Here is a 26,421-nt window from a genome sequence, read left to right as displayed (position 1 = left end):
GTCAGTCCTCCAGAGGGGAAAGGGTGGTGTCACCGGCATCGCCGGTGGCTTCGGCAGGGGGAAAAGTGGTGTCACCCGTGGCTTCGCCGATCCTGGCGGCCAGGATCGGCCCGATCTGTGCCAGCGATCCCGCCTGGGTCATCTGGTCGTGCCGGGTGGTGATCTCGTGGGATTCGATCCGGCCGTCGATGTACGGGCGCCAGACCTGCGGACCGGCGTCGTCGTGGCCCCGGTCGATCGTGGAGTTGAACAGCAGCAGATCGCCGTCGTGCCTGCCGGGGACGAAGTCGACCGCCAGCTTCGCGTTGTTGATCATGATCTGGACGATCACCTCCACCTGGCGCTCGTTCAGGCCGGCCAGCGCGCTGCCCCGCCGGTTCAGGACCTCCGCGACCTCGGCGTAGGTGATCTCCTGGTCGTCCAGCTCGGCAGGGTCGACATCGAGCACCCCGACGAGCACGTCCCGGACGGTGGGCACCGGCTCCTCCTCGAACCGCACGTCCTTCACCGGATAGGCGTCGAGGATCGCCAGCAGCGCGGTCCGCTCACCGCGGGCCCGCAGCTCGCAGGCCAGCGCGTGGGCGATCAGCCCGCCCGCGGACCAGCCGAGCAGCAGGTACGGGCCCTCCGCCTGGATCTTCTGGACATGGTCGGCGTAGTCCGCCGCCATCTCCTCGTAGGATGCCGGCAGGGGTTCGGGGCGGCCCAGGCCGCGCGCCTGGATCGCGTACACCGGGTGCTGCGGACCGACATGGTTCAGCAGCCCGCTGTAGGACCAGCTGATGCCACCTCCGGGGTGCACACAGAACAGCGGTGTCTCCGTCCCCGTCGAGCGCAGCGGCAGCAGGACATCCAGCGCGTCGTCCGGACCGTTCATACCGAGGCGTTCGCTGAGCCCGGCCACGGTCGGCGCCTCGAACAGCAGGCGCAGCCCCAGCTCCAGGCCGAGTGTCTCGCGGACCCGGGAGGCCAGCCGGGCGGCCAGCAGCGAGTGCCCGCCCAGATCGAAGAAGCCGTCGTCGATGCCCACCTGCTCCCGCCCGAGGACCTCGGCGAACAGGCCGCACAGCAGTTGCTCCTGCGGCGTCCTGGGCCCGCGGCCGGCATCCGACGCCCCGTACTCCGGGGCGGGCAGGGCGGCCCGGTCCAGCTTGCCGTTGGCGGTCAGCGGCAGTGCGTCGAGCCACACGAACGCCGCCGGCACCATGTAGTCGGGCAGTTCGCGGCGCAGCCGGGCGGACAGCTCGGCGGTCCCGGGCGCACCCTCGGGAGTGGGCACCAGGTAGGCGACCAGACGTTTGTCCCCCGGCCGGTCCTCACGGGCGACCACGGCAGCCTGGGCGACGCCGGAACAGCCCGCCAGGACCGCCTCGACCTCCCCGGGCTCGATCCGCTGACCGCGCAGCTTGACCTGGTGGTCGACGCGGCCGGCGAACTCCAGCGTCCCTTCGGGACGCCACCAGGCGAGGTCGCCGGTGCGGTACATCCGGCTCCCGGCCGGCCCGTACGGGCCGGCGACGAAACGCTCGGCCGTCAGCGCAGGGCGGCCGGAGTAGCCTCGGGCCACACCCGTCCCCGCGAGGTACAGCTCACCGACCATGCCGGCCGGCACCGGCCGCAGCCTGTCGTCGAGCACATAGGTGCGCATGTTCGCCATCGGCCCGCCGATCGGCACGGTCGCCGCGTTCTCGGGGAGGCTGCGCACCGAGTGGCAGGTGGCCAGAGTGGTGGCCTCGGTGGGCCCGTAGCCGTTGACCACCTCGATGCCGGGGCAGGCCGCGAGCACCCGAGCCGCGGCGGCGGGGGAGACCACGTCGCCGCCGGTCCACACCTCGCGGACCCCGGCGAGCAGCCCCGGCCGCTCCTCGGCGACCAGCCGGAACAGTCCGGCGGTCAGCCACAGTCCGGTCACACCGTGCGTGGCGATCGTGTGCTGCAGCAGGTCGAGGTCGAGCTGCTCGGGCGGGGCGACCACGACCCGGCCGCCGTTGAGCAGTGGAACCCACAGCTCGTAGGTCGAGAGGTCGAAGGCCGTGGGCGAGTGCATCAGCACCCGTTCATGTCCGCCACCACGCCACTCGGGCGTCAGCGCCAGGCCCGCCACGTCCCCGTGGGTCACGGCCACGCCCTTCGGCCGCCCGGTCGAGCCGGAGGTGTACATGATGTACGCCACCTGCCCCGGTTCGCAGGGGACGCCGGCGTCGTACGGACCGGCGGCCGCGGACCGTACGAGCGCGGCGAACACCTCCGGGGTGAGCACCAGGGCGGCCCCGCTCTCCCGCATGATCAGGTCGATCCGGGAGGACGGGAAGCGGGAGTCCAGCGGTACGTAGGCGCCACCCGCCTTGATGATCGCCAGGATCGCCACGACCAGCTCCGCGGAGCGGTCCATCATGACCGCGACAGGAGTCTCCGGTCCCACACCCTGGTGGATCAGGGCCCTCGCCAGGCGGTCCGCACGCAGGTCGAGTTCCGCGTACGTCAGCTCGGTGGCGCCCGCCACGACCGCGACCGCGTCCGGGTTGGCCCGCACCTGACGCGCGAACAGTTCCGGCACCGAGGCCGACGGCAGCTCAGCGGCGGTATCGTTGAAGCCGTACAGCAACTGGTGGCGTTCGGCATCGGACATGAGCTCGATCCGGCTGATCGGCCGGTCCGGATCGGCGGCCGCCGCGCGCAGCAGACGGGCCCAGCGTTCGAACAGCAGCTCCACGGTCGACGCGTCGTACAGATCGGTGGCGTACTCCACCGCGCCGACCAGCCCGTCGGCGCCGCCGTCCGGGCGGAACCGCTCGGCCAGGCTGAACGTCAGATCGACCCGGGAGGTCCCGGTCGGCGCCTCCAGGTGGCCCGTCTCCAGCCCCGGCAGGGCGAACTCGCCGAGCGGCGCGTTCTGCAGGGCCAGCATGATCTGGAACAGCGGGTGATGGGCCAGCGAACGCACCGGGTTGGCCACCTCGACCAGGTACTCGAAGGGCACATCCTGGTGGTCGTACGCGGCGAGCGCCTTCTGCCGCACCCGGGTGAGCAGTTCCCCGAAGCCGGGGTCACCGCTGGTGTCGGTACGCAGCACCAGCGTGTTGACGAAGAAGCCGACGAGCTCGTCCAGCGCCTGGTCGGTACGGCCGGCGATCGGGCTGCCGATCGGGATGTCCGTACCGGCACCGAGCCGGTCCAGGAGAGCGGCGAGACCGGCCTGGAGCACCATGAACATGCTGGCCCCGCGCGCGGTGGCCAGATCCCGCAGAGCCTGGTGCAGCTCCGGGTCCAGCCGGACCACGACCCGGTCTCCCCGCTGGGAGGCCACCGGCGGCCGGGGCCGGTCCGTGGGCAGCTGCACCTGCTGCGGGATTCCGGCCAGCTCGCCCTTCCAGTAGTCCAGTTGCCGGGCGAAGAGGCTGTCGGGATCGGCGGCGTCGCCGAGCAGGTCGCGCTGCCAGCGGCTGTAGTCGGCGTACTGCACCGGCAGCGGGGACCACTGCGGCTCCTCGCCCCGGCAGCGCGCCGCGTAGGCGGTCGCGAGATCGCCGGAGAGCGGTCCCATCGACCAGCCGTCGGCGGCGATGTGGTGCACCACGACCAGCAGCACATGCCGGTCGGGGGCGAGTGCGTACAGCTCTGCCCGGACCGGCGGCTCCTCGGCCAGGTCGAAACCGCGCCGGGCGGTGACCGCCAGACGCTCGGCCAGCCGGCTCTCGTCGAGCTCGGTCACCGGCAGCGCCGGGTGCGCCCGCGCCGCGCTCAGTACGACCTGGTACGGGACGCCGTCGGTCTCGCGGAAGACCGTCCGCAGACTCTCATGCCGGGCGATCACGTCCGCGAGTGCGGCGTGCAGAGCCGACCGGTCGAGGCTGCCGGTGAGGTTCAGCGCGAGCGGCATGTTGTAGGTGGCGCTCGGTCCGTCCATCCGGTGCAGGAACCACAGGCGGCGCTGGGCGAAGGACAGTTCCAGCCGCTCCGGGCGGGGCAGCGCGGTCAGCGCGGGCCGCGCAGCTCCGGAACCGTCCAGATGCGCCGCCAGTCCGGCCACGGTCGGCGTCTCGAACAGGGTCCGGACCTCCAGCTCCGCGCCGAGGGCCGCCCGCACCCTGGAGGCCAGCCGGGTCGCCAGCAGCGAGTGCCCGCCCAGGTCGAAGAAGCTGTCGTCGACCCCGACCTGTGCCAGCCCGAGCACCTCGGCGAACAGCTCCGCGAGGACCTGCTCCTGCGGGGTGCGCGGCGCCCGTCCGGCAGCGGCCGGACCGAAGGCGGGGGCGGGCAGCGCGCGGCGGTCGAGCTTTCCGCTGGCCGTGAGCGGCAGCGCCTCCATCGCGACGAACACCGACGGGACCAGGTAGTCGGGCAGCCGCCCGCGCAGCCAGTCCCGGAGTTCGCCGAGAAGGGCGCCGGTGCCGCGGCTTCCGGTCGGGCGGTTGGTCAGCGAGGACAGCGTCCGGCCGGAGGAACCGGACGCCCGGCCCGGGTCGGCCGCCCAGCCGTGGGGCTCCCGCGGACCGGCGAGGACGACGTCCATGGCGTCGGCCGCGGTGGCCGACCAGGTGACGGTCACCGTGCGGCCGAACTCCCGCCCGAGGGCGTGGAAGTCCTCCGGGTCGGGCAGGCCGCTCTCCGCCGGGGCGTGCAGCCGCTCCAGCAGTTCCGTGAGCGGCCCGTCCTCGTCCCGTACCGCTCGGGCCAGGGCAGCTTCCCCCACCACACGGCGGTTCGGCACCCCGGTGATCCGCAGCACCCCGGCGGGCGGCTGGGCGAGCAGATCGCGCAGCCCGGCCGTCCCGGTGATCTGCCGCCCCCACGCCAGCTCGACGGATCCGGTCGGGGGCTTCGGGGCGACGGACGGCTTGTGCAGCGTCACGTCGTAGCGGTATCGGGTCAGTTCGTTGTGGTGGCGGCCGCGCTTGACCTCCACGGCCATCGCGCCGATGTCCGCGCCGCTCTCCCGCAGAACGGTGAAGAAGTCCGGGTCCACCAGCAGTTCCTTCTCCACCCGGAGAGCCTGCTCCACCGCGCGGCGCACGGCCGTGCGGTCGGCGCCCTCGCCGGCCCGGTGCAGCTCCACGGCGGTGGTCAGCGGCCGCAGCAGCCGCAGGTTGCGGACGTCCCCGACGAAGAGCGCGCCGCCGGGGGCGAGCAGCGCCATCAGCTTTCCGACCACGTCCGCGAGGTACTCGGCGGACGGGAAGTACTGCACCACCGAGTTGATCAGGATGGTGTCGAACTCACCGGCCGGCAGCCCGTCGGTGTCGTGTGCCGGACGGGTCTGCAGCACCACGCGCCCGGTTAGCCGCTCCTCCTTCGCGACCTGGGCGGTCAGGGCATCGATCGCGGTGGCGGAGAAGTCGGTCGCCCAGTAGGTCTCGCAGTGCGGCGCGATCTGCGACAGCAGCAGACCGGTGCCCACACCGACCTCCAGCACCCGGCGCGGCTTCAGCGCCAGGATCCGGGACACGGTCGCGTCCCGCCATTCCCGCATCTGCTCGACAGGGATCGGGGCACCGTCGTAACTGCTCTTCCACCCCACGAAGTTGTGGCCGAAGGCGGCTTCGTCGGGAGCGATGGGAAGGGCGTCGTAGACGTCCTGCCACTCACCCACGTGGTCCGCTTCCAGACCGTTGTCCCGGGATGTGTCCTGGCGCGGGACGACGTAGCCGACGAGCGAGTCGTCCTGGGCCGCGACGGCGGCCCCGGCGACGGCGGGGTGCTCGGCCAGGACGGCCTCGACCTCGCCGGGCTCGACGCGGAAGCCCCGGACCTTCACCTGGTCGTCGGCGCGGCCCGCGTATTCCAGCTGGCCGTCGGGCCGACGCCGCACCAGGTCGCCGGTCCGGTACATCCGCTCACCGGGACCGAACGGGCAGGCGACGAACCGTCCCGCCGTCAGCCCCGGCCGGCCCAGGTAGCCACGCGCAAGGCCCGCGCCCGCGACGTACAGCTCGCCCGTCACGCCCGGCGGCACCGGCCGCAGGCGGTTGTCCAGCACGTACACACGGGCGTTGGCGATCGGCCGGCCGATCGGTGGCACCTCGGACCCCGGGGACAGCGGGTCGCTCATGGTGGCGCACACCGTGGTCTCGGTGGGTCCGTACGCGTTGATCATCCGGCGCCCGGGTGCCCAGCGCTGCACCAGTTCCGGCGGGCAGGCCTCGCCCGCCACCACCAGGGTCGATACGGTCACCTCGCCGTCCGGCACTGCGGCGAGTACGGACGGGGGCACCGTCACATGGGTGGCACCGAGGCCCGGGTCGGTCAGCGCGGCAAGCGGATCGGCGGCGGGGGGCAGCACCAGCGTGGCGCCGCCCAGCAGCGCGGTGAAGATCTCCGACACCGAGGCGTCGAAGCTGGGCGAGGCGAACTGGAGCACCCGGCTGCCGGGTTCGATCGCGAAGCGCTCGATCTGGCCGGCGACCAGGCTCGCCACACCACCGTGACCGACCACGACGCCCTTGGGCCGGCCGGTCGAGCCGGAGGTGTAGATCACGTAGGCGGGGTGCCGGGTGTCGAGGGGGATGCCGGGGTCGGTGTCGGGCCGGTCGTTGCCGGTCACCTGGGCGGGGTCGTCGATCACCGCGGCGGGGCGGGCGTCGTCGAGCATGTAGGCGATGCGTGACGGGGGGTAGGCGGGGTCGACCGGGAGGTAGGCGGCTCCGGCTTTGAGTACGCCCAGGACGGCTACGACGGATTCCGGTGAGCGGGGCAGGGAGACCGCCACCACTTGTTCGGGTCCGATGCCCTGGGCGATGAGGGTGTGTGCGAAGCGGTTGGCCCTCGTGTCGAGTTGTTCGTATGTCAGCTCGGTCTCGCCGCAGACCAGCGCGACCGCGTCCGGCGCCGCCGCCACCCGCGCGGCGAACAGCTCGGGCAGGCTCGCTCCGGCCGCTTGCTCCTCGATGGCGGGCAGCAGCTCGCCGCTCTCCTCTGCGGACAGCAGACCGATCTCACCGATCGGCCGGCCGGGTGCGGCGGCGACCGAGGCCAGCAGCCTGATCCACCTGGCGGCCAGGGCCTCGACCGTCGAGCGGTCGAACAGGTCGGTGGCGTACTCGACCGCACCGCTGAGCCCGGCCGGTTCGCCGTCGCTGCCGTACTCCTCCGCGAACCCGAAGGTCAGATCGAGCCGCGCGGTCCCGGTGAGCACGGCCATCCCGGAGACATGCAGGCCCGGCAGTTCGAAGGCGCCGCCCGGCGCGTTCTGCACGGCCAGGATGGTCTGGAACAGCGGGTGGTGGGACAGCGAACGCGACGGGTTCAGCGCTTCCACCAGGTGCTCGAAGGGTACGTCCTGGTGCGCGTACGCGGACAGTGCGCTTTCGCGCACCCGGCCCAGCAGCTCGGTGAAGGTCGGATCACCGCTCGTGTCGGTGCGCAGCACCAGGGTGTTGACGAAGAAACCGACCAGATCGTCCAGCGCCTCGTCCGTGCGCCCCGCGATCGGGCTCCCGATCGCGATGTCCGTACCCGCACCCAGCCGGGTGTACAGCGCGGCCAGCGCCGCCTGCAGCACCATGAACGGACTCGTCCCTGTACTGCGTGCCAACTCCACGAGCGCGGTGTGCAGTTCGGGCCCGAGCTCCAGACCGATGTGGTCCCCCTGCCAGCCGGCGACGGCCGGGCGAGGACGGTCGGCGGGCAGCGGAAGCAGCTCCGGAAGGCCGGCCAGCTGCCGCTTCCAGTAGTCGAGCTGTTCGGCGAACCGGCTCTGCGGGTCGGCGGCGTCGCCGAGCAGCTCGCGCTGCCACAGCGTGTAGTCGGCGTACTGGACGGGCAGGCCCGGCCGGCTCACCGTGCGGCCCTCGCAACGGGCTGCGTACGCCTCGGCCAGGTCACGGGCCAGCGGCCCGGTGGACCAGCCGTCGGCTGCGATGTGATGCATGACGAGCAACAGCACATGCTCGTCAGGCGCGAGAACGAACAGCTCCGCCCGCAGCGGCGGCTCCGCCGCCAGGTCGAAGGGCTGCCGGGCGGACTCGGCGAGCCGCTGCGGCAGTTCGGCCCGGGGCACCTCGGCCGTCCGGGCCCGGAGTCGGACCGAGGACGGTTCGAGCACGCGCTGGCACGGTACGCCGTCGACCTCCGTGAACACCGTCCGCAGGCTCTCGTGCCTGGCCACGACATCGGCCAGCGCCTGGTCCAGAGCGGGCCGGTCGAGGGTTCCGTCGAGCTGAAGTGCCAGCGGAATGTGGTAGGTCGCGGCGGCGGCGTCCATCCGGTGCAGGAACCAGAGGCGGCGCTGGGCGAAGGACAGCGGCACCGTGTCCGGCCGCTCGCACACGGTGAGTGCCGGGCGGGCCTGGCCGGCCTCGGCCAGCGCCCCGGCCAGGCCCGCCACGGTGGGTGTCTGGAAGAGTGCGCGCAGCCCGAGTTCCACGCCGAGTACCGAGCGCACCCTGGCGACCAGCCTGGTGGCGAGCAGGGAGTGCCCGCCCAGGCCGAAGAAGTCGTCGTCGACCGAGACCCGAGGCGTGTCGAGCACCTCGGCGAACAGCCCGGCGAGAATCTGCTCCTGCGGCGTGCGCGGCGCCCGCCCGCTCCCTGCCGGAGCGGCCTCGGGCACGGGCAGAGCCGCCCGGTCCAGCTTTCCGTTGGGCGTCAGCGGCAGGACGTCCAGCACCATGAAGACGGCCGGCACCAGATAGTCCGGCAGCCGCTCGCGCAGATGTGCCGCCAGCTCCGCAGGACGGGGGGCCAGGCCGGGACGGGCCACCACATAGCCGATGAGCCGGTCTTCCCGGGCCGCGACGGCGGTCCCGGCGACGGCGGGGTGCTCGGCCAACGCGGCCTCCACTTCCCCGAGTTCGACGCGGAAGCCCCGGACCTTCACCTGGTCGTCGGCGCGGCCGACATACTCCAGCTCACCGTCGGGCCGACGCCGCACCAGGTCGCCGGTCCGGTACATCCGCGCGCCCGCCGGCCCGAACGGGCAGGCGACGAACCGTCCCGCCGTCAGCCCCGGCCGGTCCAGGTAGCCGCGTGCAAGACCCGGACCGGTGACGTACAGCTCCCCGGGCACGCCCGGTGGTACGACGCGCAGCCGCTCGTCCAGTACATAGGTCCGAAAACCCGCCACCGGCCGGCCGATCGGTGGCACGCCCGCTCCCGGGGACAGCGGGTCGCTCATGGTGGCGCACACCGTGGTCTCGGTGGGACCGTACGCGTTGATCATCCGGTGCCCGGGTGCCCAGCGCTGCACCAGTTCCGGCGGGCAGGCCTCGCCCGCCACCACCAGGGTGGCAGCCGTGAGTCCGGTGCCGTCCAGCGCGGCGAGTGCCGAGGGCGGCAGCGTCACATGGGTGACGGAGAGCCGGCGGTCCGTCAGGGCTTCCAAGGGAGCCTCGGCGGGGGCGAGGACCAGGGCGGCACCGGTGAGCAGCGCACTGCACAGGTCCCAGAAGGACGCGTCGAAGCTGGGCGAGGCGAACTGGAGCACCCTGCTGCCCGGCGCCACGCCGAGCCGGTCGACCTGCGCCGCCACCAGGCCCGACACACCGGAGTGGCTCACCACGACGCCCTTGGGCCGGCCGGTCGAGCCGGAGGTGTAGATCACGTAGGCGGGGTGCCGGGTGTCGAGGGGGATGCCGGGGTCGGTGTCGGGCCGGTCGTTGCCGGTCACCTGGGCGGGGTCGTCGATCACCGCGGCGGGGCGGGCGTCGTCGAGCATGTAGGCGATGCGTGACGGGGGGTAGGCGGGGTCGACCGGGAGGTAGGCGGCTCCGGCTTTGAGTACGCCCAGGACGGCTACGACGGATTCCGGTGAGCGGGGCAGGGAGACCGCCACCACTTGTTCGGGTCCGATGCCCTGGGCGATGAGGGTGTGTGCGAAGCGGTTGGCCCTCGTGTCGAGTTGTTCGTACGTCAGCTCGGTCTCGCCGCAGACCAGCGCGACCGCGTCCGGCGCCGCCGCCACCCGCGCGGCGAACAGCTCGGGCAGGCTCGCTCCGGCCGCTTGCTCCTCGATGGCGGGCAGCAGCTCGCCGCTCTCCTCTGCGGACAGCAGACCGATCTCACCGATCGGCCGGCCGGGTGCGGCGGCGACCGAGGCCAGCAGCCTGATCCACCTGGCGGCCAGGGCCTCGACCGTCGCACGGTCGAACAGGTCGGTGCTGTACTCGACCGCACCGCTGAGCCCGGCCGGTTCGCCGTCGCTGCCGTACTCCTCCGCGAACCCGAAGGTCAGATCGAGCCGCGCGGTCCCGGTGAGCACGGCCATCCCGGAGACATGCAGGCCCGGCAGTTCGAAGGCGCCGCCCGGCGCGTTCTGCACGACCAGTCCGGTCTGGAACAGCGGGTGGTGGGACAGCGAACGCGACGGGTTCAGCGCTTCCACCAGGTGCTCGAAGGGCACGTCCTGGTGCGCGTACGCGGACAGTGCGCTCTCGCGCACCCGGCCCAGCAGCTCGGTGAAGGTCGGATCACCGCTCGTGTCGGTGCGCAGCACCAGGGTGTTGACGAAGAAACCGACCAGATCGTCTAGCGCCTCGTCCGTGCGCCCCGCGACCGGACTCCCGATCGCGATGTCCGTACCCGCACCCAGCCGGGTGTACAGCGCGGCCAGCGCCGCCTGCAGCACCATGAACAGGGTCGCCCCCGAGCGCCGTGCCAACTCCACCAGCGCCGCGTGCAGTTCGGCGTCGACTCGGAGTTCCAGCACATCACCGCCGTACGACATCGCGGCCGGGCGCGGCCGGTCGGCAGGCAGCCGCAGCTGCTCGGGCACACCGTCCAGCGTCCGCTTCCAGTAGGCGACCTGGCGGGCGAACAGGCTGTCGGCGTCGTTCTCGTCACCCAGGATCTCGTGCTGCCAGAGGGTGTAGTCGCCGTATGTCACAGGCAGCGGCGGCCATTGCGGCGCCACACCGCCCCGACGGGTGGTGTAGGCGGCGGCCAGGTCACGGGCGAGCGGTCCCATCGACCAGCCGTCCCCGACAATGTGGTGCATGACCAGCAGCAGCACATGCTCGTCCGGCGCGACCGCGAACAGCGTCGCCCGCAGAGGTACTTCCGATGTCAGGTCGAAGCCGCGCACCGCTGCCTCATGGAGCAGGGCTGACACCTCCGTCTCACCGGCCGTTCGCACGGTCAGCGGGACGGCGAACTCGTCGGAACCGAGCACCCGCTGGTGCGGAATGCCGCCCGTGTGCGGGAAGACCGTGCGAAGGGTCTCGTGCCGGTCCACCACGTCCACGAGCGCGGCACTCAGCGCGGCCCGGTCGAGGTCTCCGGACAGCCGCAGGGCCAGCGGCATGTGATAGGTGGCGCTCGGTGCCCCGAACTGCTGGAGGAACCAGAGCCGGCGCTGGGCGAACGACAGCGGCATCGTTTCGCGCCGGGGCCGGGGCACCAGGGCCTGCCGCGCGGTTCCGGCGTCGTGCAGCCCGGCCGCCAGTCCGGCGGCGGTCGGGGTCCGGAACAGGGCGCGCAGCTCCAGCTCGACCCCGAGGGTCGCCCGGGCCCGCGAGACCAGCCGGGTCGCGAGCAGGGAGTGCCCGCCCAGCGCGAAGAAGTCCTCGTCGACGCCGACCGAGGCAAGGCCCAGCACCTCGGCGAACAGCTCGCACATGATCTGCTCCTGCGGCGTGCGCGGAGCCCGGCCACCGGCGGCCGGACCCGGCTCCGGCGCGGGCAGCGCCGCCCGGTCCAGCTTGCCGTTCGGTGTCAGCGGCAGCGCGTCGAGCAGCACGAACGCTGACGGAACCAGATACTCCGGCACCCGGTCGCGCAGGTACGTGGCCAGGGCCGCCGCAGTCACCCCGCTCGCCCCGGTCGTGTCCGAAGGCACGGCATACGCGACGATCCGGTCCTCCCGCGCGAGCACCGCGACCTGCGACACACCCGGGTGCGCGGTCAGCTCGGCCTCGATCTCGCCCGGCTCGATCCGGAACCCGCGCACCTTGACCTGGTGGTCGACCCGGCCGCCGAATTCCAGCTCGCCATCGGCACGCCAGCGCACCAGATCGCCTGTGCGGTACATCCGCGACCCCGCCGGACCGTAAGGACTGGCGACAAAGCGCCCGGCGCTCAGCCCGGGCTGGTTCAGATAGCCGCGAGCCAGCCCCGCTCCGGCCAGATACAGCTCGCCCAGTACACCGGGGGCCACCGGACGCAGCGCCGAATCCAGCACATAGGCACGGCAGTTGGCAATGGGACGGCCGATCGGCACCGGCAGCGGGCAGTCGGCGGGGTCGGCCGGAAGCGCGTAGGCGGTGATCACATGTGTTTCGGCGGGCCCGTAGTGGTTGTGCAGTACCCGGCCGGGCCGGCTCGCCTGGAAGCGGCGCAGGGCGCCACCCAGCCGCATGGCCTCTCCGGCCTGCGCGATCAGCCGCAGGTGCGGCAGGTCCAGCCCGGCTTCCTCGGCCGCCTCGGCCAGCGCCTCGACCACCAGGTTCGGGGCGAACAGCTCCTCGACCCGGTGCCGTTCCAGCCAGCGGGCGAACAGCTCCGCGCTGCGGCGCTGCTCCTCCGTCGGCACCACCAGGGTCTTGCCGTACAGCAGCGCCGACAGCATTTCCTGCACCGACACGTCGAAGCTGATCGCGGTGAACTGCGCGGTGCGCGTGCCGGGTTCGCCACCGACGTTCCGGTGGTGCCACTCCAGCAGATTCAGCAGTCCCTCGGCGGGCATCGCGATGGCCTTGGGCCGGCCGGTGGAACCGGAGGTGTAGATGACGTAGGCAGGGTGCCGGGCGTCGGCGGGGACAGCCGGATCGTGCTCCGGCAGCTCCCCGGCCGGTGTCACGGCCGCGAGGTCGTCGAGCACCACGGCCGGCCGGGCGTCCTCCAGCATGTACCCGATGCGGGCGGCCGGGTAGTCCGGGTCGACCGGCAGATACGCCCCGCCGGTCTTGAGCACCGCGAGGACGGCGACCACCAGCTCGGCCGAACGCGGCAGCCGCAGGGCGACGACCTGCTCCGGGCCCACGCCGCGCGCGATCAGCGCGTGGGCCAGGCGGTTGGCCCGGAGATTCAGCTCGCGGTACGTCAGCACGGTGTCCTCGAACACCACGGCCGGGGCCTCCGGCGTCGTCCGGACCCGCGCTTCGAACAGCGCGGGCAGGGTGGCGTCGGGAGCCGGGCAGGCGGTGTCGTTGCGGGCGACCAGCAGCTCGCGCCGCTCCTCGGCGGTGAGGACGTCGATCCGGCTCAGCGGACGCCCGGGATCGGCGACCACCGCCGCCAGCAGCCGCAGCCACCGGTCGACCAGTGTCTCGACCGTCGCCGCGTCGAACAGGTCGGTGCTGTACTCGACCCGTCCGATGATGCCCTCGGCCGGCCCACCGGTCCCGGTGCGCTCCAGCAGGTGGAAGCCGAGGTCGAACATCGCCGTCGGCGTCCCTACCAGGACGATCTCGGTGTCCAGACCGCTCAGCTCGAACGCGGTGCGGGGCACGTTCTGCAGCGCGAGCAGTACCTGGAACAGCGGCTGGCGGGTGAGCGACCTGGACGGGTTGAGGGCCTCGACCACCTGCTCGAACGGCAGGTCCTGGTGTGCGTACGCGCCGAGCGCACCCTCGCGCACCCGGCCCAGCAACTCGGCGAAGGACGGGTCGCCGCCGGTGTCCGTACGCAGCACCAGGGTGTTGACGAAGAACCCGATGAGGTCGTCCAGCGCCTGGTCGGTCCGGCCGGCGATCAGGCTGCCGACCGGGATGTCCGTGCCCGCACCGAGCTTGTCCAGCAACGATGCCAGACCGGCCTGGAGCACCATGTACACGCTGGCGCCGTGCTCCCGTCCGAGCCGGACCAGGCCGGCGTGGAGTTCCGCGTCCACTTCGATCGCCAGATGGCCGCCGGAGCAGGAAGGTGTCGCGGTGCGGTGGCGGTCGGCGGGGAGCCGGATCTGCTCCGGCAGGTCGGCGAGTGCCCGCTTCCAGTAGCCGGTCTGACGGGCGAACAGACTCTCCCGGTCGGCCGCGTCGCCGAGCAGTTCGTGCTGCCACAGGGTGTAGTCGGCGTACTGCACGGGAAGCGGCGCCCACTCAGGCGCCCCGCCCTGGCGGCGTGCCGCGTACGCGGTGGCCAGATCGGCGGCCAGCGGTCCGAGCGACCAGCCGTCGCCGGCGATGTGGTGCATCACCAGGAGCAGCACATGGTCGTGCGCGGAGACCTCGAAGACCTCGGCGCGCAACGGCGGTTCGGTGGCGAGGTCGAAACCGCGCGCGGCGGCCGCCTCCAGCAGTTCCGGCAGGGCCCGCTCGTCCGCCGGGGCGACCGACAGCTTCGGTCCTGCCTCCCCGGTGGCGAGTACGCGCTGGCAGGGCACGCCGTCCATGGCCGGGAAGACCGTGCGCAGGGTTTCGTGCCGGTCGGTGAGATCGCTCAGTGCTGCCTCGAGAGCCGCCACGTCGAGCGGCCCCGAGAGCCGCCACGCGAGCGGCATGTTGTAGACGGAATCCGCACCCTCCAGCTGGCGCAGGAACCAGAGCCTGCGCTGAGCGGGCGACAGCGGCACCAGCTCGGGCCGCTCTGCCCGCTCCAGGGCGAGCCGGGCCCGTTCGGCACCGCCCAGCCCGGCGGCCAGCCCGGCCACGGTCGGCGTGCGGAACAGGGCGGACAGCGCCAGCTCCACGCCCAGCGTCGTACGGACACGGGCCACCAGCCGCGTAGCGAGCAGCGAGTGCCCGCCGAGGTCGAAGAAGTCGTCGTCGACACCGACCTGGGCCAGGCCCAGCACCTCGGCGAACAGCCCGGCCAGCACGTGTTCATGAGGGGAGTGCGGTGCCCGGCCGACTGCCGTCGCGGTGGACTCGGGCTCGGGCAGCGCGCGCCGGTCCAGTTTGCCGTTCGGCGTCAGCGGCAGAGCGTCCAGGGAGACGAACGCGGCCGGCACCATGTACTCCGGCAGCCGCTTGCGCAGATGCGCCCGCAGGTCCTCGGGCCGATGCTCGATCCCTGCGGCGGCCTGCGTGTAGGCGACCAGACGCGGTCCCTGCGAACCGTCCTGACGGACCATCACGGCGGCGCGTGCGACCTGGGGGTGTTCGGTGAGGACCGATTCGATCTCGCCGAGTTCGATGCGGAAGCCGCGGACCTTGACCTGGTCGTCGGTGCGGCCGAGGAATTCCATGTTGCCGTCGGGGTTCCATCGCACGAGGTCGCCCGTGCGGTACATCCGTGTGCCGTCCGCACCGAACGGGTCGGCCATGAAGCGTCCTGCGGTGAGGCCGGGCCGGTTCAGGTAGCCGCGCGCCAGTCCCGCACCGGCGATGTACAGCTCACCCGGCACACCCGAGGGCACGGGCCGCAACGCCGCGTCCAGCACGTACAGCCGGACACCGCCGAACGGCCGGCCGATCACCTGGCGCGGACTCGACGCCAGCGGCGCGAAGACCGAGTCCACCGTGCACTCGGACGGTCCGTAGTAGTTCAGGGAGAGCACTCCTTCGGCCGCCCTCAGCCGCTCCCACAGCCGCTCCGGCACGACCTCGCCGCCCAGCGCGACCACCGAAGGGCGCCACCGGGGGTCGTCCAGCAGACCGTGCTCGACCAGGACCCGAAGGTAGGAAGGGGTGCCGCCGACCGTGTCGAGGCCGGCCCGCACGGCGTACTCGAGGTAGGCCTCCGGGTCGGACCAGGTCGCCTCGTCCAGGACATGCAGCTCGTGGCCCGCGAACAGGGCGAACAGCTGGTCGCAGGAGCCGTCGAACGACACGGAGGTGGTCAGCCCCATCCGCATCCGCCTGCCGGTCAGGGCGAACAGCGGCCGCTGGTTGGCGAACAGGTTGACCAGGCCGCCGTGGGTCGCCACCACACCCTTGGGCCTGCCGGTGGAGCCGGAGGTGTAGATCACGTACGCCGGGTGGCCAGGGTCGACGGCCACCATCGGATCGGTGGCCGGACAGCCCGCCACCAGGGCGGCCGTCTCCGGCTCGTCGAGCACCAGCCGCCCGGCAGCACCGTCCGGCAGCCGGCCGAGGGTGCGGGCATCGGTCACCGTCAGGACCGGGCGGGCGTCGTCGAGCAGATACGCGATCCGGGCGGCCGGGTACTCGGGGTCGACCGGGACGTACGCCGCTCCGGTCTTCAGTACCGCGAGGATCGCCACCACGAGCTCGGCCGACCTCGGCAGCGCCACCGCCACCAGCCGCTCCGGCCCCGCGCCCCGCGCGATCAGCGCGTGCGCGAGCCGGTTGGCCCGCACCTCCAGCTCCGCGTACGTCAGCGAGACATCACCGCACACCACCGCGAGGGCGTCGGGAATCTCACGCACCTGAGCCCGGAACAGCTCCGGCAGGATCTCGGCCGGCGCCGCGGCCACCGCAGGTCCGGTACCCAGCCGCGTCAGCTCACGGTGCTCGTCGGCGGTGAGCAGACCGATCCGGCTCAGCCGCTGCCCCGGATCGGCGACAGCGGCGCGCAGCAACCGCTCCCACCGCCCGAGCATCGTCTCGACGGAGGCCGGGTCGTACAGGTCGCAGGCGTACTCGACGGAACCGTCGATCCCCTCCGGGGAGCCGTCCTCCGCGTGCCGCTCGGACATGGTGAAGATCAGGTCGAGCTTGGCCGTGGTGGAGGCCGACGGCATGGCGTCCACGCGCAGCCCCGGGAGCGCGAAATCGGCCCGGGGCGCGTTCTGCAGTACCAGCATCACCTGGAACAGCGGGTGGTGCGCCAGCGACCGGGACGGGTTCAGGACCTCGACCAGGTGCTCGAACGGAAGATCCTGGTGGGCATACCCGGCCAGAGCGGTGTCCCGGACCTGGCCCAGCAGTTCGGCGAACGTCGGATCGCCGGAGGTGTCGGTACGGAACACGAGGGTGTTGACGAAGTATCCGACCAGTTCGTCCTGCGCCTGGTCGGTCCGGCCGGCGACCGGGCTGCCGACCGGAATGTCGTCGCCCGCGCCGAGCTTGCTCAGCAGCGCCGCCAGACCGGCCTGGAGCACCATGAACAGACTGGTCCCGTGCGCGCGGGCGAGTTCGCGAAGACCACGGTGCAGCTCGGCGTCGAGACCGGCGAGCACCGAGCCGCCCCGATGCGTGGCGACCGCCGGGCGGGACCTGTCGGTGGGCAGCTGGATCAGCTCGGGGAGACTGTCCAACTGCCGGGTCCAGTAGCCGGCCTGGCCGGCGAGCAGGCTGTCCCGGTCGGCCGCGTCGCCGAGCAGTTCGTGCTGCCAGAGGGTGTAGTCGGCGTACTGGACCGGCAGCGGCGACCACTGCGGGGCCTCGCCGCGACGACGCGCCGCGTAGGCGGCGGTCAGGCCCTCCACGAGCGGGCCCAGCGACCAGCCGTCACCCGCGATGTGGTGGAGCACCAGCTGGACGACGTGTTCGTCCGGCGTCAGCTCGAACAGCTCGGCCCGCAACGGCACATCGACCGACAGGTCGAACTTGCGCGCCTTGGCCGTCGTCAGCAGAGCGGGCAGCTCTTCCTCGGTGGTCCGGCTCATGATCAGCCGAGGCCGGGCCGCCGTCACGTCCAGCACCTGCTGGTGCGGCACTCCGTCCACCGCGGGGAAGACAGTGCGCAGGCTCTCGTGCCGGGCCATCACATCCGCCACGGCTGCCTCAAGGGCCTGCCGGTCCAGCTCTCCGGACAGCCGCCAGGCCAGGGAGATGTGGTAGTTGGCACCGGCGCCCTCCAACTGGTGCAGGAACCACAGCCGCCGCTGTGCGAACGACAGCGGGATCACCGGGGGGCGCTCGCGCCGGACAAGGGCGGCCTGCGCGGGACCGGCCGCCGCCAGGGCGGCGGCCAGACCTGCCGGGGTCGGCGCCTCGAACAGGGTGCGCAGCGGCATCTCCACGCCGAGCGTCGCGCGGATACGGGCGGCGAGCCGGGTGGCCAGCAGCGAGTGCCCGCCCAGCTCGAAGAACCCGTCCTCGACACCGGCGGACGCCACCCCCAGGACCTCCGCGAACAGCTCGCAGAGGATCTGCTCCTGCGGAGTGCGCGGTGCCCGGGCGGCGACCGCCCGGGTGAAGCCCGGAGCGGGCAGGGCCCGGTGGTCCAGCTTGCCGTTGACGGTCAGCGGCAGCGCGTCCAGCACGACGAACGCCGAGGGCACCATGTACGCGGGCAACCGCTCACCCAGATGGGCCCGCAGGTCGGCGGAGCCCGGTGCGGCACCCTCGGCCGGCACGAGGTAGGCGGTCAGCCGGGTGTCGTCGGCCCGGTCCTGCCGGGACACCACGGCGACCTGGGCGATCCCCGGATGCGCGGCCAGCGCCGCCTCGATCTCACCGAGTTCGATCCGGAAGCCACGCACCTTCACCTGCTGGTCGGCCCGGCCGGCGTAGCGCAGGCTGCCGTCGGCCGAGCGGCGCACCACGTCACCGCTGCGGTACATCCGCGCTCCCGGCGGTCCGAACGGGTCCGCCACGAACCGCCCGGACGTCAGGCCCGGCCGGTTCAGATAGCCGCGCGCCAGTCCCGCGCCCGCGACGTACAGCTCGCCGGGCACGCCGGGAGCCACCGGACGCAGGCCGTTGTCGAGCACGTAGGCCCGCAGGTCCGGGAGGGCGGTGCCGATCCGGCCGGCGGCGGTGCCGGCCCCGTCGAGCGCCGCGTAGGTGACATGCACCGTGGTCTCGGTGATGCCGTACATGTTGACCAGTCGCGGCTCGTCCACCGGGTGCCTGTCGTACCAGCTCGCCAGCCGCGCGTGTTCCAGCGCCTCACCGCCGAACACCACCGTGCGCAGGGCGAGTCGGCCGCCCGTCTCCGGGGCTTCCGCGTCCGCCTGCATCAGCTGGTAGAAGGCGGACGGCGTCTGGTTGAGCACCGTCACCCGCTCGTGGGCGAGCAGTTCCAGGAACCGGCCGGGTGAGCGGCTGGTTTCGTGGTCCACGACGACCAGGCGGCCACCGTGCAGCAGCGCTCCCCACAGCTCCCACACCGAGAAGTCGAAGGCGTAGGAGTGGAAGAGGGTCCACACGTCCCCGGCGGAGAAGCCGAAAAGCTCCCGCGTGGTGTCGAACAGGCGCACCACGTTGCGATGCGGGACCACCACACCCTTGGGGTTACCGGTGGAGCCGGAGGTGTGGATGACGTAGGCGGCCTGGCCCGGGTCGATGGCGACCTCCGGGTTCGCGTCCGGCAGTCCGGTCAGGTCGTCGGCGTCCAGCAGCAGCCGGTCCACGTGCTCCGCCCCCGGCAGCTTCCCTGTCCGGCTCGTCGTCACGAGCAGCGAAGGCCGGGTGTCCTGGAGCAGATAGGCGATGCGGGCCGCCGGGTACTCCGGGTCCACCGGTACGTACGCGGCGCCGGCCTTGAGGACCGCGAGCACCGCGACGACCAGCTCCGCCGAACGGGGGAGAGCCAGCGCCACCCGGTCCTCCGGCCCCACCCCCCGGTCGATCAGGACGTGCGCCAGTCGGTTGGCGCGGGCGTTCACCTGCCCGTACGTCAGACTGACCGCGCCGTCCGTGAGGGCGGTGGCGTCCGGGGCGGCCCGCACCTGCCGCTCGAACAGGGCCGGCAGACTGCTTCGGGGCAGCCTGCTGTCCTGACCGGCATCGGCCGGCAGCAGTGCCCGGAGCTCGTCGGCGGACAGTACGTCCACCTGCCCGATCCTGCGGCCGGGATCCGCGACGACAGCGCGCAGCAGCCGCGTCCACCGTTCGACGATGCCGGTGACGGTGGCCGCGTCGAACAGATCGGTGCTGTACTCCACCACGCCCGACAGCCCGTCCTCACCGGGCTGTTCGGCTAGGACGAACGTCAGGTCGCACTTGGCCGTCCCGGTGTGGACCAGATCGGTCGCCACCCGCAGATGGGGCAGGTCGAAGGCACCGGACGGTGCGTTCTGAAGAGTGAGCATGGTCTGGAACAGCGGGTGGTGGGCAAGCGTCCGGGCCGGGTTCAACGCCTCCACGAGATGCTCGAAAGGCACCTCCTGGTGCGCGTACGCCGCCAGCGCGCCGGCCCGCACCCGGCCCAGCAGTTCGGTGAACGACGGGTCGCCGGACAGATCGGTGCGCAGCACCAGGGTGTTGACGAAGAAGCCGGCCAAGTCGTCCAGGGCCTCGTCGGTGCGACCCGCGATCGGTGTGCCGATCGGAATGTCGGTGCCGGCGCCGAGCTTGCCCAGCAGAGCGGCCAGACCGGCCTGCAGCACCATGAAGAGGCTGGCTCCGCCGTCGCGCGCGAGTTCACGCAGGCCCTGGTGCAGCTCGGCGTCGACGTGCACCGGAAGATGGGCGCCCCGGTAGGACATCGCCGTCGGCCGAGGCCTGTCGAAGGGCAGCTCGACCTGCTCGGGCAGGTCCGCCAGCTGTGCCCGCCAGTAGTCGAGCTGACCGAAGAGCAGGCTGTCGGGGTCGGTGCCGTCGCCCAGCAGCTCCTGTTGCCAGAGGGTGTAGTCGGCGTACTGGACCGGCAGCGGCGACCACTGCGGCTTGACGTTCTCGCTCCGGGCCGCGTAGGCGGTCGCCAGGTCCCGTGAGAGCGGCCCCGTCGACCAGCCGTCTCCGGCGATGTGGTGCACCACCAGCAACAGCACGTGCTCCTCGGCGCCGAGCCGGAACAGCTCGGCACGCAACGGGGGCTCCTCGGAGAGCTCGAAGCCGTGCCGTGCCGCCTCCGCCAACCGGTCCGGGAGTTCGCGCTCGCCCAGCTCGGTCACCCGCAGCCGCGGCCGTGCCGCGTCGAGGTCGAGCACCCGCTGGCACGGCACGCCGTCGACCACCGGAAAGACGGTGCGCAGGGTCTCGTGCCGCTCGGCCACGTCCGACAGGGCGGCTTGCAGGGCGTGCGGGTCCAGGCTTCCGGACAGCCGCAGAGTCAGCGGAATGTTGTAGGTGGCGCTCGGGCCCTCCATACGGTGCAGGAACCACAGCCGGCGCTGCGCGAACGACAGCGGAACCGTTCCGGGCCGCTCACGCCGCACCAGGGCCGGGCGCGCCCGGCCCGCGACGTCCACCGCCGCCGCCAGCTCCGCCACCGTCGGCGCGTCGAACAGATCGCGCAGTCTCAGCTCCACGCCCAGCACGGACCGCGCCCGGGAGATCAGCCGGGTGGCCAGCAGGGAGTGCCCGCCGAGGGCGAAGAAGTCGTCGTCGACACCGGCCTGAGCCAGGCCCAGCACCTCGGCGAACAGACCGGAGAGCAGGTGCTCCACGGCGGAACGCGGGGCCCGGCCCGGTGCGACGAGCTGCCGCCCGGGCGCCGGGAGGGCACGCCGGTCGAGCTTGCCGTTCGGGGTCAGTGGCAGCGCGTCCAGCACCATGAACGCCGACGGCACCATGTGCTCGGGCAGCCGCTCCCGCAGCCGGGACCGCAGCGCTTCGGCCGCGACGGCCTGTCCCTCGACGGGGACGACGTAGGCGGCCAGCAGGGGTTCCTCGTCGGTGCGCACCGTGACGGCGGCGCGTGCGACCTGGGGGTGTTCGGTGAGGACCGATTCGATCTCGCCGAGTTCGATGCGGAAGCCGCGGACCTTGACCTGGTCGTCGGTGCGGCCGAGGAATTCCAGGTTGCCGTCGGGGTTCCATCGCACGAGGTCGCCCGTGCGGTACATCCGTGTGCCGTCCGCACCGAACGGGTCGGCCATGAAGCGTCCTGCGGTGAGGCCGGGCCGGTTCAGGTAGCCGCGCGCCAGTCCCGCACCGGCGATGTACAGCTCACCCGGCACACCCGAGGGCACACGCCGCAACGCCGCGTCCAGCACATACAGCCGGGCGTTGGTGACGGGCCGGCCGATGACCGGGCTCGGGCTCGATGCCGTGGGGGCGGCCACCGAGTTGACGGTGCACTCCGAGGGACCGTACAGGTTGAGGCAGGAGACCCCGCCGACAGCCCGCAACCGCTCCCAGAGCTGCTCGGGGACGGCCTCGCCACCTGCCGCGACCAGCGCCGGGCGGCCCCGCGGATGGTCGAGCAGTCCATGGGCGACCAGGACGTGAAGGTAGGACGGGGTGGCCTCGACGTAGTCGAGACCCCGGCACGCCGCGTACTCGACGAAGGCCTCGGGGTCGGTCCAGGTCGCATGGTCCAGGACGTGCAGCTCGTGGCCGGCGAAGAGGGCCATCAGCTGGTTCCACGAGGCATCGAAGGACACCGAGGTGGTCAGCGCGACCCGCAGCCGCCGCCGCTTCTCCAGCAGCGGTGCGAACTGCACCAGCCGGTGGTCGGTGAGCAGATCGAGCAGTCCGCCGTGGGTCGCCACCACACCCTTGGGCCTGCCGGTGGAGCCGGAGGTGTAGATCACGTACGCCGGGTGGCCGGGGTCGACGGCCACCATCGGATCGGTGGCCGGGCAGCCCGCCACCAGGGCGGCCGTCTCCGGCTCGTCGAGCACCAGCCGCCCGCCCGCACCCCCGTCGGGCAGACCTTCACCGCTGCGGGCGTCGGTCACCGTCAGGGCCGGGCGGGCGTCGTCGAGCAGATACGCGATCCGGGCGGCCGGGTACTCGGGGTCGACCGGGACGTACGCCGCTCCGGTCTTCAGCACCGCGAGGATCGCCACCACGAGCTCGGCCGACCTCGGCAGCGCCACCGCCACCAGCCGCTCCGGCCCCGCGCCCCGCGCGATCAGCGCATGGGCGAGCCGGTTGGCCCGCGCGTCCAGCTCCGCGTACGTCAGCGAGTTCTCGCCGCACACCACCGCGGCGAGGTGCGGATCCGTCCGGACGTGCTCCCGGAACAGCTCCGGCAGGCTCTCGGTCGGAGCCGCTGCCGTCGGGCCGGAGCCGAGGGCCGCCACCTCGTGGTGCTCGTCGGCCGTGAGCAGGCCGATCCGGCCGACGGCTTCGTCCGGGTCGCAGTCCGCGACGGTGTCGAGCAGGGCGAGCAGCCGCTGCTGGTGCGCGGCGAGGTCGTCGTCGCCGTACACCTCCGGGGCGCCGTGCAGCCGGAGGAGCGGGGGATTTCCGTCCCGGTAGTCGAAGACCCAGACGGCCAGGTCGGTGGTCGACCCCGACACGAAGTGGTGCACCGAGGCGGGGCGCCCGGCGAAGCTCGGCCGGGCGTTGAAGGCCATGATGTTGACGATCAGCGGGAACGCGGTTCCGATGCTGCCGGGCGCGCCGAGGTCGCGCAGCAGGTCCTCGCTGCGGTAACGCTCGTGTGCGACGGCGGACTCGACCTCCCGGGCCACCTGGGAGACGAGATCGCCCCACGGCATGTCCGGTCGCACGGTCAGGCGCAGGGGCACCACGTTGGACAGGGTGCCGGGCACTGCCATGAGGCCGGCGCCCGAGCCTCGACGGGCGGTGACGGGGAGGGCCAGCACCACGTCCTGGGCGCCGCTCAGCCGGTGGACGTAGAGCGCCGTCGCCGCGACCATCAGCCGGGACCAGCGGACTCCGGCCCGGCCCGCCGCCGCCCGCAGCGCCTCGGGGCTCCGGAGTTCCCGTTCCCCGGCCACGCGCAGGGACCGGTGCGGGTCGGTCACGGATGTGCCGGTGAGCCGGGTCGCCGGGGGCAGGTCGGTGAAGCGTTTCGTCCAGTAGGAGCGGTCGGTCTCGAAGTCCGCGGATGCCCGGTAGGCGGCGTCGCTGTCGACGAGATCCCGCAGCGAGCCGAACGGGCAGGGCGGCACCTCGCCCCCGTCGGTCAGTGCCGAGTACACCTCGCCGACCCGCTGCCGGACCATGGAGCTGCTGATCGCGTCCAGCACGATGTGGTGGTAGTTCAGGTACCAGAGGAACTCCGTCGGTGACAGCCGGATCAGGGCATGGCCGAACAGCGGATCGTGGGCGAGGTCCAGCGGACGGGTCAGGTCCCGTTCCATCCAGTCCATGGCCGCCCCGCGGGGATCCGGTTCCTCGGCCAGATCGAGGTGGGCGGGTGCCCAGTCCCAGGTCTCGCGGAGGATCTGGCGCGGTCCCTCACCGTTGTCGACGAAGGTCACATGCAGGGCGTCGACCTCGTCGACCACCCGGCGCAGGGCGGCTTCGAACAGCTCGGGGTCGACCGGCCCGTGGATCTCCAGGCACTCACCGACCCGGTAGCCCGGGATCGGTGTCCGAGAGCTCTGCTCGGCGAGCCAGATCTCCCGCTGGGCAGCGGTCAGGGAAAGGACGTCTCCGTCGTGACGGGACATGGGGGGGGGTACCTCCAGAAGTGTGGGCAGGCGTGCGCGCAGGGCGTGCCGGGCCGCGCCGACCGCGGTGGTGTCACGCGATCGGCTGGCCGGGCGGCGTTTTTCTGCGGTCAGGCGGCGAGTTCGCCGGCCTGGAGCTGCCAGAGAGATGCGTAGAGCCCGTGCTGGGCGAGGAGTTCGTTGTGGGTGCCCTGTTCGGCGACGACGCCGCCCTCGTCCATGACGTAGATGCGGTCGGCGTGACGGACCGTGGACAGACGGTGGGCGATGACGACCATCGTGCGGTCGGCCGCGAAGCCACGCAGGGTGCGCTGGATGGCGGCCTCGGTCTCGTTGTCCACGGCGGAGGTTGCCTCGTCGAGGATCACGACCGGCGAGTCCTTGAGGATGGCACGGGCCAGGGCGATCCGCTGCCGCTGGCCGCCGGAGAGCCCGGCCCCGCGTTCACCGATCAGGGTGTCGTAGCCGTCCGGCAGCGTGGTGATGAAGGTGTGGGCCTCAGCCATGGCGGCGGCCCGGAGCACTGCCTCGTCCGACGCCCCGAAGGTTCCGTAGCGGATGTTGTCGGCGATACTGCCGTCGAAGAGGAACGGGTCCTGGGCGACGAAGCCGATGGCGTGACGTACCTGGTGCCGCCGTAGGTCACGCATGTCCTGTCCGTCGAGCAGCACCCTTCCGGACCCGGGGTCCTGGAAGCGCATCAGCAGCCTGGCGATCGTCGTCTTGCCGGAGCCGGTGGCGCCCACCAGGGCGGTCACCTGCCCGGCCGGGATGGTCAGTGAGAGATCCTCCAGTGCCGTCGGCCGGCCGGGGTAGGCGAAGGTGACCTCGTCGAGGACGATCTCGCCCCGCACCTCGGCGAGTTCGAGCGTCCCGTCGCCGCTGTCGGCCTCGACGGGAAGGGCGCGCAGCCGCTGGACCCGGTCGTACGAGGCGAGGGTGCGCTGGTACTGGTCGGCGATGCCGCCGAGCCGGCTCATCCGCATCAGCAGCATCTGGGGCAGCCCGATCAGTGGGCTGAACACTTCGAAGCGCAGGGTGCCGTTGAGCACCGAACGGCCGCCGATCAGCAGGGTCCCTGCCATGGACGCGGTGGTGCAGGACCGGACGGTCTCGGCGTGGCGGATCGTGCTCCGGTCGGTCTGCCGGCTGCTCTCCTGGACCGCCTCGCTCAGTTCGTCGATGCGTGCGGCCTCGTAGTCCTCGGTGCAGAAGCTCTTGACGGTCGCTCCGGCCTCGAGTGAGTTGATCACCTGACTGCCCAGCCTGGCCCGGCTCTCGCCGGTCGCGGCGTAGTCCGCCGCGGCCTGCTTCTGGTGGTGCAGCGACAGCCAGGCGATGACCGGGATCGGCAGGAAGGCGATCCAGGCGATCTGGGGTGCCAGCAGCAGGAAGGCCGGAACCAGGAGGGCCGTGCTGGTGCCGAGTTGCAGTACGTCGTTGGCCGGGCCGGCGAAGAAGGCGCCCAGCTGGCCGACGTCGTTGGTGAGGGCCCCGGCCACCCGGCTGGTCCGCTCACCCTCCAGCTGTCCCAGTTCGAGGTGTTGTACGTGTCGGTACGTGCGGCCCCGCCACTCGTGCTCGATGTCCTGGCCGAGCCGGCGCCACTGGAGGTTCGAGGCGTACGAGAGGCCCGCCACCGCTCCACAGGCCACGGCCACCAGCCCTGCCAGGCCCCAGAGTTGAGCGGACGCCGTGGTCAGGCCGAGGCTGACCAGCGGAGCCGCCTCGCCCTTGATGAGGACCAGCCCCGTCCAGCCGAGGAAGGTGCCGAGCGCCATTTCCGCGGCCTGGCAGGCGACGGACAGGGCGGCGGCCCGGTAGAGGCGGCGCCGGTGCGGACCGACGATCTCCAGCAAGGGGTGGCGTTCGGCGCCGGCGCCTGTCATGTCACGGGACGCGTCGGCCGCTCCGCGCCAGGCCTTACGGAGCACGACCGCGGTCGCCGCGGCAACCGCGCCCGCAGCCACCAGCTGCTTGCTCAGCGCCGACCCCTTGACCAGCGCCACCCCGGCCGTCACCCCGGCCGCCACCCCGCCGACGGCCAGCAACGGGCCCGGGGCCGGGCCGCGGTCCGACCGGGGGGCCGGGGCGGGGCGGGCCGGTGCCGGACGCCTCGCTCCGCCCGGTTCCGCCGCGACCCGGGTAACGGCCATGCGGATGATCCTGCCGATGTCCGTGGCACGGAGTCGCGCATCATGCCGGACGAGCACCCCGCCGGTGACGGGGCTGGCCTGGGCCTCGGTGATCCCGGGAATGTGGCGCAGCGCGGCGGCAAGGAGCTCGGCCGTCCGGGGACGTCCGAGGACCAGCTTGACGTCCCAGCGCTGGCGGCCCGGTGTGACCGAGCGCGGGCTCGCACCCAATTCCACGGAACGGAATCCGGTGGCGGCACCCAGTAGCGATGGCATGTGTACGATCACCTGTTTGCGGAGGTCGCG

At 72.5% G+C, this 26,421-nt stretch carries 2 protein-coding genes; both read right to left on the bottom strand.

The window, feature by feature from the left end; genetic code table 11:
* Nucleotide 1: 1 nt before the first annotated feature.
* Complete coding sequence (locus ACZ4LX_RS05830; protein WP_467721098.1) at nt 2–23,980, bottom strand: non-ribosomal peptide synthase/polyketide synthase; 23,979 nt, start codon at nt 23,978–23,980, stop codon at nt 2–4.
* A 110-nt stretch (nt 23,981–24,090) separates the two neighbouring features.
* The gene (locus ACZ4LX_RS05825; RefSeq protein ID WP_467639278.1) at nt 24,091–26,391 is read right to left on the bottom strand and encodes an ATP-binding cassette domain-containing protein; all 2,301 of its coding nucleotides are present in this window, start codon (nt 26,389–26,391) and stop codon (nt 24,091–24,093) included.
* Between the last annotated feature and the right edge of the window lie 30 nt (nt 26,392–26,421).

The organism is Streptomyces sp. NPDC026062, assembly GCF_055568375.1.
The sequence above is the reverse complement of the archived record's forward strand: the minus strand, read 5'-3'. Positions and strand labels throughout refer to the sequence as shown.

Excerpts from the sequence above, each read along its gene's own strand:
- ACZ4LX_RS05830 (WP_467721098.1), bottom strand. The coding sequence starts at position 23,980 with ATGTCCCGTCACGACGGAGACGTCCTTTCCCTGACCGCTGCCCAGCGG.
- ACZ4LX_RS05825 (WP_467639278.1), bottom strand. The coding sequence starts at position 26,391 with ATGCCATCGCTACTGGGTGCCGCCACCGGATTCCGTTCCGTGGAATTG.